Here is a 10,963-nt window from a genome sequence, read left to right as displayed (position 1 = left end):
ACGATCTTTTTGCCGTCTTTATCTACAGGCTGGAGCAAATAGCCTTTAAACTGGTCCTTCCAGCCTTTGTGCGCGCCCATTATCCACTTGATCTTTTTGTCGCGACCGATCTTGATGACGGCGTCTTGGTGGCGGCTAGAGATGATGATGCTATCGTCGCTTGGGTCGTAGTCCACGCTATTTACGTGCGCCCAGTTGCGTCCAGGGCCCGAACTCACGATATCACCCCATTTTTCGTTCGTATCCATCGCAGCTAACTCGTCTGCGCTTGCGGTGTGCCCCGCCTTTTTAGCGTCGATATTTAGGCACACCGCACCCTGATCGAGCGTTTTTAGCACGATGTCGCGATACGGATCGAGAATTTCATACAGCCTAAAATCATCCACGACGTTGCCGTCGCGATCGACCTCGACGATGACGTCGCGCACGGTGCGGACGTTTTTGCCGTCGGCGCGCTTATAGTTGGCATTTGCCGCGCGCAGGAAGTAGTGTCCGTTTTGCGCTACGTCCATAGAGTGCGAGAAGTCGTTGTAGCTCGCAGGTAGCTCGCGGTTAAAGATTTCGCGTCCCATTATGTCGTATTTGACGTATCTTTGGCCGTAACCCCATGTCATCGCGCCGTCGTCGTTTTGCTTAAAGCCCATCATGACGCCCGCGCTAAAGGGCTGCTTGAGGTCGTAAATTTTACTCGGCTCCATATACCAGCGCACTTCGCCTTTGGTGTCTAGGATGAAGTTGTTCGGGCTGTAGTTCCACTCGATCGCGCCGCCTGCGGGGTTGTTCCACACGACTTTGGTGCCCTTGCCCGTTTTATTTACGAAGTTATTTACGTAGTAGAGGCGGTTTGCAAATTTAGCGCTCGGAGCCTTCACGACCTCGATTTTATCAAACAATGCGCCCTTTTGAGACGGCATACCGGAGCTCTCTAGATAAATCGCGGGAGCGTAAATTTTATAGGTTTCTTTTACGTGCTCGGTTTGGTCCTTATAAATTTTATCGTACTCGACCTCGACGGTATTTTGATAGTCGGGGTAGAGCCCGAAAACGGGGATTCCGCCGTGCGTGCGAAGGTGTTTATCGGCGACCTTATAGCTGATCGTCTGGCCGTCCGGCTTCGGCACGATGGTGACTTTTGCGTTTGCTAGCGTGTAGCCGCCGTTTTTGATCACCGCCGTTAGAGGCGCGATGTCGTATGGATTAACGACTACTTCGCCGATCTTGCCGGGGACGGCGTAGTCTATGTGCGCGCCGCTAGGTCCGCCGATAGCTAGCGCAGCCGTACTTAGACCACCTAAAAGCACCGCAGCCAGTGCAAATGAGGAAAGAGTTCGCTTCATCTTATTCTCCTTTGAATTGGTTTGATATCGTAATTTTAATCAACCTCGCTAACATAAAAATCACGCGTTTATTAAAACTTGCTTAATTATAAAAAATAATTTCAAATTTTAGCTTTTGCGCCAAAATTTAGCCGAAATTCTATAAATTTAATCTAAAATTTATCTTAGCGTGAGTTCTGCGGCGGCGAGAGGATATAAAATTAACGCAAACAAAATCATTTTAAGGAGCATTCCATGAAGCTATTTTCTAAATTTAGCAAAGGCTTTTTAGCCGTAGCGATGTTCGGCGCCCTTAGCGCGTCCGCATTTACCGAGGGTGAGGACTACGTAAAGCTCGAAAAACCGCTATCGGTAGAACAAAACACGCTAGTTAAGGTCTTTAGCTACGCATGCCCGTTTTGCTATAAATACGACAAAACCGTCACTCCGAAGGTCGTCGAAAAGGTCGCGGGGCTAAAATACGTACCGTTTCATCTAAAAACCAAGGGCGAATACGGCGAGGCGGCGAGTAAAATTTTTGCCGTTTTAGCCGTGATGGACGAGGAAAAGGGCGTGAGCCTGCTAGATGAAAACTCGCTGTTTAAAAAAGCAAAATTTGCCTACTACAAGGCCTATCACGATCAAAAGCAGCGCTGGAGCGACGGCAAGGACGAGGCTGCGTTTTTAAAGACGGGGCTTGACGCGGCGGGCATCAGCGAGGCGGACTATCAAAAAAAGCTAGAGGATCCCAAAGTCGCCGAACTGCTTAAAAAATGGGACGAGAGCTACGACGTAGCGAAAATCCAAGGCGTGCCGGCGTTCGTCGTAAACGGCAAATACCTAATCATGACGAAGTCCATCAGCTCTATCGACGGCATGGCGCAGCTAATTGAAGAGCTGCTTAAAAAATAGGGCGTGGGCATGAAATTTGCGGAAAAAATAACGAAATTCGGCGATAGCCGCCTGCCGTGGGCGATCCTCATAGCGGTGAGCGTGGGACTCGTGATCCTAGCGCACTCGCTGTTTCAAAACTACGTCTATATGCCGCCTTGCGAGCAGTGCGTCTATATCCGCTTTGCCTTTTTGTGCATGGCGCTAGGAGGCCTGGTCGCGATCATAAATCCCAAAAATTTACTCCTCGCGCTCGCAGGCTACCTGCTAGCCTTTTGGGGCGCGATCCAGGGCATAATGTATAGCGCCAAACTAATCAAAATCCACGACGCCGTCCACGGAGACGATCCGTTCGGCGTGCAGGGCTGCTCGACCGAGCCGCACTATCCGTTCGGCCTGCCGCTTGAGCGGTGGGCGCCCGATTGGTTCTTGCCTACGGGCGACTGCGGCTACGATAATCCGCTGGTGCCTGAGGGCGTCACGCTAGACGGCTTTCAGAAGTATTTAGTCGATCTTTATGAGGACGGCTGGTATCTGATCCCATCAAGCAAATTTATGTCGATGGCCGACTGCACGCTGATCGGCTTTGGCGTCTGCTTCGTCGTGCTCGCCGCGATGTTCGTTTGCAAAATTTTAACCCTCAAAAAAGCTTAAATCGGTCTAAATTTAGACCGATTTTGCTATACTGGGCGCATGAAAGCCTTACACGAACATAATTTTAAAATTTACTTCATCATCATTTTCGCAAGCCTTTTCGTAGTACTTTTGGGCGTGAAAAACTACGAGGGCGCCAAGGCGCAGATCACGGCGCTTGCGGATAAAAACAAGATCGCCGCTAGTGAAAATATCGTCGGGAATTTCTCGTTTTGGCTGGACGAGCGGCTGCACTCGCTGGTGCGCGCGGCTAAATTTATGCAAAACGCGGACGCGATACGAGACGACGAAAAGCTCGGCGGCTTCATACGTCTTTTTAAAGAAAACTCCGCAGAATTCGACGCCTTGCAGTTTTTGCGCGAGGACGGAGAAATATTCGTGGACGGCAAGGAGCTGGGCGACGATGAAGCGATGCCAAAGAGCCTGCGCACGGGGCTTGTGTGGTTTGAGGAGACCAAAAACACGCTCACACCCACGGTAAATTTTATGCAGCGCCATAAAATTTTAGGCGAGCCTACGTTAAATTTATGCGTACCCGTCATGGACGGCGGCTCGTTTGCGGGAGTGTTTTGCGGCGTGGTGAAGCTGCAAAACATACTAAAAAATATGGAAAAATTTAAACTCGCGCCAGATACCTACGCCTTTATCGTCACGCACGGCGGCGAAATTTTAACCCCGATGAAGGACGCAGCGCTAAAAAAGCAGATCGAGGATAAATTTAAAGAGCTTTTCCTGCGCGACGAGGACATCACGAGCCTAAATATCGGCTCAAATTTCATCTCCGTCGCCGAGATCCCCACGCTAAACTGGTTCATAGGAGCCGGCACCGATAACGAAAAGGAGCTCGCCGCGCTGCTTAACTCCGCGCTAAAAAACGCCCTCATCCTGCTTTTTGCGTTCGCGGCTTTGGCGCTGGTGGCGAATTTCTTACATAACTTTATGTACTCAAAAATCAAAAACCTACAAGACGACTACGAGGCCCTACTCAAGCACAAAGCGCGCATGAGCGAGGCGGGCGAGCTAATCAGCGGCATAAATCATCAGTTTATCCAGCCGGTTAATTCGCTAAATTTGATGATATCAAGCCTGCTTATGCTACAAAAAGACGGCAAGCTAGACGCCGCGACGCTAGAGCATATGCTGCAAAAAGGGCAGGCCGCGACCGTGCTTTTAAGCGATACGATCGAGATTTTTAGAAATTTTTATAAAAGTAGCGACGCTCCGCAAAAATTTAGCGTGCAGCGCTGCATAAAAGACCTACTAAAACTAATGCACACCGAGCTTAGCAAAGCAAACGTCGCGGTAAGCCTGCGCGAGTTTAAAGATGAAGAGGCCACGCAGCGGATGGGCATCGTGCAGCAAATTTTACTCATCCTCATTCACAACGCAAAAGACGCGGTCGTGGAGCGATACAAAGACGAGATCGCCAAACGGCAGGTTTTTTTGGACGTCAAATTTGAAAACGGCATGTGCAAAATATCCGTCACGGACTACGGCAGCGGCGTGAGCAAGGAGCTTCGGGATAAAATTTTGACCCAGCCAAAAACTACCAAAAAGCAAGGAAGCGGCATCGGGCTGTATTTTGGCAAAAAGCTCGCAAACGAAAAGCTTTCAGGCGACGTCAAGCTGCTGAGCGCGGGCGATCCGACGACGTTTGAGCTCGGCTTTGAGACAAATTTAAAGGAGTGAGATGCAAGAGCATTTAAAGCTGCTTAAAGACCTGACCGTCCTCATCGTCGAGGACGACGAGATCGCAAGGGAGCTGCTAATAGGCGGGCTAAAGCCGTATTGCCTAAGCGTCTGGGGCGCGGGCGACGGGCTAGAGGGGCTGGAGCGCTTTAAAAAGCTAGCTCCCGCCGTCGTCATCACCGACATCCACATGCCCGCGATGAACGGCTTTGAGATGATGAAGGAGATGATGCGCATAAAGCCCGCGCAAAAATTTATCGTCTTTACCTCCTACGACACCGACGACAACCTCATCAAAAGCATCGAGCACGGCGCGGCGTCGTTTCTAAAAAAGCCCGTCGATATCGCCGCTCTGTGCCGCCTGCTCGTAGCTCTAACCTACGAAAAGGACGAAAAGCTCGTGCGCCTGGGCCCGCAAACCAGCATAAATCTCGCCAAAGAAAAGATCTACAAAAACGGTGAGGAAATTTATCTATCGTTTTTGCAAAACAAGCTCTTTTGGCTCTTTGCGTACAATCTAAACAAACTCGTAAGCTACGAGATGATCGAGGAGTTCGTCTATGAGGGCGAGCAAACGAGCAAGGGCGCGATACAAAACGTCGTGCTGAGGCTGAAGCGGGAGCTGGGGGTTAAATTTAAAAATATCAGCGAAAGCGGGTACATACTACTAAGCGGCGATCAAATTTAACTTTGCGGCTTGCCTCGCGAGCGTCTTTAACGGAGCTAGTAAAAATTTAGCTCGGCGGACTACCTTGTCCAGCCCACGCTAAATTTTTACGTCGCAACCCTTAAATCCATCTCGCGATACTTCGCCTTGAAATTTTACATTTAAATTTAAAGTCAAATTTTTAAATTTTGGCTCAAACCTTACCCGCCGAAACCCGCGCTTTGAAAACGTAAAATTTAATCGTTATTGTTCCGCGCGGCTAGCGATAAAATTTGCTAGAAGCCTGCCACTGCGGCTAAATTTAATGCAGCGCGTAAAACAAAGCTTGCTTTGGCGCGGCGAAGCCTATTTCGCCAGCAGCTCCTTTACCGCAGCGACCATTTCATCGACGGAACCGAACGAGGAGGTGTTTAAGAGATACTTGCCGCTGACGACAAATGCCGGCACGCCTGAAATCACCGCGACTTCGTAGCCCGCGTCCCACTGCGCAAGCAGAGCCTGCGCCTTTTTGCTGGCAAGCGCCGCTTCATATTCGTTCATGCTCACGCCCGCGGCATCCAGCGCGGTTTTGATGAACCTTTGTTTATCACTGCCGCCACCAAAATCGTCCTTTTTGTCGTGGATCGCTTTGTAAATCGCAAATTTTGCCTTTTTAAATTTTGACTCATCGCTTAGTGGACTCACATCGTCCTTTTCATCAAGCACGATGAGGGCTGCGAATATACCGCTCGCCGTCTGTCCGAACACACCCTTGGTCTTTAGATGCCACGGCAAAAACTCCGCCCCTTCGAGCTTTTTCATCAGCTGCGGCGTGACCGTCCTATCAAACGCATAGCAGTGCGGGCACTCGTAGCTAAAAATTTTAACGATGCTGTTTTTCGGCACATTTAGCGGCTTTTGCAGCACTTGATAATTAACGCCTTCCTCCAGCGCGTTTACACCTACGCTAAGCAAGCAGACGGCGGCTAGAGCTCGAATAATCTTGGAGATCGTTTTCATCGAATTTCCTTTACGGTAATTTTTAAAGATTGTATAAAATAAAGGGTAAATTTGAAATAAAATCTAAGCAACGAGCTTCTTTTTTAATTCTTTAACCATTTCGAGTTTAAGTTCCTTGGTTGTATAATGCCTGAAATTTTACATTTCAAAACAAGGAGTAGTTATGAAAAAGTCTATTTGTATCGCGATTTTGCTATGCGCCAGTTTGATGGCGAGTGAGTGCACCGCAGTGTATGGAGATGGAAAAACAGAGCTAAAGCTTGCTACGGGAAGCCCGGGAGAGCTTGGGCTACTCGAAGTTTTATCTAATGAATTTAGCAAGGCAAACGACACCAAAATTTGCTGGATAAAAGCAGGAAGCGGTCAGACTCTCGAACTTTTGAAAAATAAAAAGATAGATATCGCTATGGTTCACGCTCCAAAGGCGGAAATAAGCGCCGTAAAAGAGGGCTGGGCTACGCAAAGGACGTTGATCGGATCAAACGAGTTTTTTATCGTAGGGCCTAAAAGCGATCCCGCAAAGATAAAAACCGCCCAAAACGTAACAGAAGCCTATACTGATATAGCCAAGTCCCAAAGCCTTTTTTACACCAGAGCGGACAACTCCGGAACTCATAAAAAAGAGCTTAGTATCTGGAAAATGGCAAATATCGTTCCACAAGGTCAGTGGTATGAGGCAAATAAAGATTTTATGTTAGCGACTCTTTTAAAAGCTGATAAAAACGGAGCATATTTTATGAGCGATAGCAGTACTTGGGTCGTGGCGAAAAAAGATATAAAATCCAGCGAAATTCTATTTCGCGGCGATAAATATCTAATAAATACGTATTGCGCCCTAAGACAAAACGATAGCGATACTGCCGAAAGCAAGAAATCGAAAGATTTTATAGATTTCGTAGCCTCAAGCGCAGGGCAAGAGATCATTAAAAATTACGGTAAAGACAGATACGGAGAAGGACTTTACAACGACGCCGCTTACGCTCAGAAATATTTTATAAGCGAGTAGAATTTAGGCCTTAAAAGATAAAATTCGGCAAATTTGATAAGCCGAATTTCAACGACGCGGTGGGTAAAATTTAAGCAAGCGGGTTAAATTTCAAATCCAACCCGCCGCGTAAATTTTAAAATTTAACTCCGGCGATCGCAGTAAATTTAACTCGCCGCGAAATTTTAATAATCAAAGATATTCGGATCGATCACCATCGCGCGGTATGCCACGTCGTCTCTAGACGCAGACTCCACGTCCATTTCAAATTTAATGTCGTTTGTTTTCGGATCGATCTCCACGAGCACCATTTTGATCGTCTTATCAGGCTTTAGCAGATAGACGTTCGAGCTTGAGATGAAGTAGGTGCTTTTATCCTTTTGCCACTCCACGACGCTAGTAACCGCGCTATAGAAGTCAAATCCGCGCTCCTTGCCAAACTCCCACGTCTGCTCGACGGTGCCCTTTTGCTCGTCGATCTTGTACTCGACCGCGCGCGAGTATTTTTGCTCTTTTAGCGCAGGCTGCTCCATGCCGCGGCCGTCGCCGTTGTCAAATACGCTGATGTGCTTTACGGAGCCCTTGTTATCGTAGCGCGGAGTGAGCCACGCGGTGTGCTGAGTCCACGACCAGTCGAAGTCGCCCTCGCATTTTGAGTTTTCGCATTCGATTTTGTTGCCGTTTTTATCGACAGGAGTAAGCACTTTTTCTTTAAAGTCCGCGCTCCAGCCCTCTGGACTTGCGAGGATCCACTTTACCTTTTTGTCGCGGCCGATCTTGACGATGCCTTGGTGGCGAAGCGAGAGGATGATGCCGTCGTCGCTAGGATCGTGCGAGATCGAGTTTACGTGCGCCCAGTTGCGTCCCGTGCCGGTCGAGGTCACGTCGCCGAAAGGCAGATCGTCGCTAATTTTGATCTCTTTGGCGTCCATATCGATATTTAGGCACACGGCGCGAGCGTCAAGAGCCTTGATGAGGTTACTGCGGTAGACGTTTTTGCCGAAAATTTCATTCAGATCCCACTCGTCCACGACCTTACCGCTGCCGTCCACTTCGATAATGTGATCTCTGATCGTGTGCGAGAGCCTGCCGTCTGCGTGGTGGTAGTTGTATTTACCGACGCGAAGCAGCAAGTGATCGCCCTTAAGCGGCATCACCTCGTGGCTAAGATCGATGTAGCCGCGCGGCAGCTCGCGATTATATACCTCCTTGCCCATCATATCGTAGCGCATATATCGCTGCGCCATGCCCCAGCTCAGATCGCCGTTTGGCAGCTGATGAAAGCCCATCATCATACCGCCGTCCATCACTCTGCGCTCGCTGCGGTCGTAAAATTTCTGATAGTCCAGATACCATCTGACCTCGCCCTGCGTATCGACGACGAAATTTTCGGTGAAATCATTCCAGCTAGCCGCACCGCCGTTTTTCCAATCAAGCGGTTTATGGACGCTCGTGATCGTATTATTGATGAGATAGAGCCTGTTTTTAAACGCAGGATCGACCTTTTTAACCTTCATCTTTTGCATGTGGCTAAATCTATAATCTCGGCTATACGTCACGATCGGCTGAGCGTAAATTTTATACTTTTCGACCTTCTTTTCGCCGTTAAAAACGTAGCTTACTTCGACCTCGTTTAGATAATCCGGATACAGCCCCCAGATCGGCACGCCGTCGTGCGTCAGCAGCGCATGCTCGGAGACTTTATAGACGATGTCGATGCCGCCGTTTGGCTTACCGAGCACCCGCACGTGGATATCCTTGATGTCCTTGCCCGCCCTATCGATGACGGCCGTTAGAGGCGCCACATCGTAAGGGTTGATAAACACCGAGCCGAGCTCGCCTTGGGTTTTTACCTGATGCGCCAAAACGCCCGCACTCGCAGTCTGCGGCACCGCTATAAGCGCGCCGCTTGCCAAGGCCGCAGCCAAAACGATAGAACCGAAAAAATTCTTACGCATATTCGCTCCTTTTGGGTAAATTTATCAAATTTTACTACTACCGAATCACATAATAATCATACTAGCTTTAAATCAAATTTAAAGTTAAATTCTAATATATCTACTTAAATTTTAGAACGCAAACGAGACGGGTAACAGTCTAAAATTTGATATAATTAGCCCTGCTTTATCAAATTTAAGGAGAGAAAATGCCATTCATAAATATAAAAGTAGCCGCTCCGGAGCCTACAAAAGAGCAAAAAAAGCAAATCATCGCCGAGATTACGAATACGCTAGCACGCGTATTAGGCAAAGACCCAGCCGCAATACTCGTGATGATCGAAACGCTCGGTATGGACAGCATCGGTAAAAGCGGTCTAAGTCTTGAGGAGATCAAACAAAATAAAGAGAAAAAATGAGCGAATTTTTATAGGATTTTGAGCCAAAAATCACGCTCGCAGCGCACACTACTTGTGCCGCTAAGCGGTCTAAATTTGCCGAACACGCAGGCGGGCAGCAGTTTAAAAACCGCCGCCGCGAGCCGCTCTAGCAGACGAGTATCCGATCTCTCGCCCAAGATTGTCAGCGGACGGACGATCTGAAGGCTGTCAAAGCCAAGCTTGCTCACGCGCCGCTCGATCTGCCCTTTGGCGCGCAGATAAAAGCTTGGCGAACCTTCGCTCCCACCCGGAGCTGATACGAGCACAAAGCGCCGTACGCCCGCTGTTTTGCCCCACTTCGCCGCTGCATAGACGTAGTCCACATCCACGCGCAAAAACGCCTCGCGCGAGCCCGCCTGCTTCATCGTCGTACCCAACGCGCAAAAAATTTCGTCAAATTTATGCGGCGCGATATCCGAGATGCCCTCAAAATCAATGATCCGCACGCGAAGCTTAGGGTGGCAAAAGCCTATCTCGCGGCGCACCCACGCCTCTACCTCATCGTAACCGGGACTCTCGCAAAGCTCGCGCACCAACTCCCTACCTACGACGCCCGTAGCGCCCAGCACCAAGGCGGATTTTCCCATTTTCACTCCCTGAATTTCTTTAAATTTTAACGCGTTGTGTGGTTAAATTTAACTCCGGCGCTACGTTATTCTAAATTTTACGCGCATATCGTCTGCACAGCACGGCTCATCGTGCGATCTATAAATGCGTAAAATTCAAAGGCGCCTGCCTGCGCAGCTTGTCGTTACGAAGCTAATCAAGTCCTGCTCGCACGTAAAGAAGCAACTTAACAGCGCAAGCTATAAGTGAGCTTTCGCCTCACCCGATCCGCTATTTGGCGGTCGCTATATAATTAAATTTCTGTTCGCTAAGTTTAAATTCGAAGCTAGCCAAATCCACCTCTCCGATGCATGCATCGCTATCGTAAAGCGTGAGCAAAAATTCTGCCGTTTGTTCGCTGCTGTGGTATTGCGAAAACGCCGCATCGTAATCAAATCCGCGCTTTCCCGAAGCTACGTCGCAAAACTCGCTTTTAGTCGCGGCGGGAGCTAGAACTTTAGCCTGCATTTTGGCCTCTTTATCCTGCGCTAGCTCGCGGTGCAAGCCCTCGGTAAAAGCGCTTACGAAAAATTTTGTAGCGCAATACGGCACGACGCCGGGCGCCAGAAAATAGCCGCCCACGGAGGAGATGTTTATAAGCTGAGTTTGTTTGCGTTTGTAATCTCGCGTAAATAAGCTCGAAAGTATCGCGAGCGCGGTTACATTTAGGTCTATCATTCTTACCGTTTTTTGTAAATCCTGCTCTCCCACTAAGCCAAAATCCCCAAAGCCAGCGCTATTAATTAGCGCCTTTAGCTCGTAGCTTTTTAGCTCATCCC

11 protein-coding genes are annotated in these 10,963 nt (G+C 48.8%); 6 read left to right on the top strand and 5 right to left on the bottom strand.

Annotation, left to right across the window (positions count from 1 at the left end; genetic code table 11):
• On the bottom strand, window positions 1-1,337 hold a 1,337-nt coding region (locus tag Q0614_RS00085; RefSeq protein WP_298785658.1), incomplete at its 3' end, for an aryl-sulfate sulfotransferase.
• A 234-nt stretch (window positions 1,338-1,571) separates the two neighbouring features.
• Here Q0614_RS00085 and Q0614_RS00080 point away from each other — a divergent pair.
• Genes Q0614_RS00080 through Q0614_RS00065 form a run of 4 tightly spaced genes read left to right on the top strand, consistent with a single transcriptional unit; the run spans window position 1,572 to window position 5,238 of the window.
• Entirely contained in the window at window positions 1,572-2,228 is a 657-nt protein-coding gene (locus Q0614_RS00080) for a thiol:disulfide interchange protein DsbA/DsbL (RefSeq protein ID WP_298785656.1), read from the top strand.
• Between the two features lie 9 nt (window positions 2,229-2,237).
• Window positions 2,238-2,861 (top strand): protein-disulfide oxidoreductase DsbI, encoded by a 624-nt coding sequence (dsbI, locus tag Q0614_RS00075; protein ID WP_298785654.1) that lies wholly within the window; start codon window positions 2,238-2,240, stop codon window positions 2,859-2,861.
• Between the two features lie 39 nt (window positions 2,862-2,900).
• Window positions 2,901-4,550 (top strand): sensor histidine kinase, encoded by a 1,650-nt coding sequence (locus tag Q0614_RS00070; protein ID WP_298785653.1) that lies wholly within the window; start codon window positions 2,901-2,903, stop codon window positions 4,548-4,550.
• Window position 4,551: 1 nt separating this feature from the next.
• Window positions 4,552-5,238: a response regulator gene (locus tag Q0614_RS00065; protein ID WP_298785650.1), complete on the top strand. Its 687-nt coding sequence runs from the start codon at window positions 4,552-4,554 to the stop codon at window positions 5,236-5,238.
• A 324-nt stretch (window positions 5,239-5,562) separates the two neighbouring features.
• Here the strand turns inward: Q0614_RS00065 and Q0614_RS00060 are convergent, their stop codons facing one another.
• Window positions 5,563-6,216 carry a thiol:disulfide interchange protein DsbA/DsbL gene (locus Q0614_RS00060; protein WP_298785648.1) on the bottom strand — a complete coding sequence of 218 codons (654 nt, stop codon included), beginning with the start codon at window positions 6,214-6,216 and terminating at the stop codon, window positions 5,563-5,565.
• A 163-nt stretch (window positions 6,217-6,379) separates the two neighbouring features.
• Between Q0614_RS00060 and Q0614_RS00055 the strand changes: the two genes are divergently transcribed.
• Window positions 6,380-7,222: a substrate-binding domain-containing protein gene (locus tag Q0614_RS00055; RefSeq protein ID WP_298082365.1), complete on the top strand. Its 843-nt coding sequence runs from the start codon at window positions 6,380-6,382 to the stop codon at window positions 7,220-7,222.
• Window positions 7,223-7,386: 164 nt separating this feature from the next.
• On the opposite strand, the gene Q0614_RS00050 is transcribed toward Q0614_RS00055, so the two are convergent.
• The gene (locus tag Q0614_RS00050; protein WP_298785646.1) at window positions 7,387-9,159 is read right to left on the bottom strand and encodes an aryl-sulfate sulfotransferase; all 1,773 of its coding nucleotides are present in this window, start codon (window positions 9,157-9,159) and stop codon (window positions 7,387-7,389) included.
• A 188-nt stretch (window positions 9,160-9,347) separates the two neighbouring features.
• Between Q0614_RS00050 and Q0614_RS00045 the strand changes: the two genes are divergently transcribed.
• A complete protein-coding gene (locus Q0614_RS00045) occupies window positions 9,348-9,557 on the top strand; it encodes a 4-oxalocrotonate tautomerase family protein (RefSeq protein WP_298785644.1) in 210 nt (69 codons plus the stop codon).
• An 8-nt stretch (window positions 9,558-9,565) separates the two neighbouring features.
• Here Q0614_RS00045 and Q0614_RS00040 read toward each other — a convergent pair whose 3' ends face one another.
• Window positions 9,566-10,165, bottom strand: a complete 600-nt coding sequence (locus Q0614_RS00040; RefSeq protein ID WP_298785643.1) for an NAD(P)H-binding protein — start codon at window positions 10,163-10,165, stop codon at window positions 9,566-9,568.
• 250 nt (window positions 10,166-10,415) lie between these two features.
• Window positions 10,416-10,963 (bottom strand): SDR family NAD(P)-dependent oxidoreductase (locus tag Q0614_RS00035; protein WP_298785641.1); only part of this gene is annotated, 548 nt, incomplete at its 5' end.

Source organism: uncultured Campylobacter sp. (genome assembly GCF_937997595.1).
Lineage (GTDB): Bacteria > Campylobacterota > Campylobacteria > Campylobacterales > Campylobacteraceae > Campylobacter_B.
Note: the sequence above shows the minus strand (reverse complement) of the source record. Positions and strands in the feature narration are given on the sequence as shown.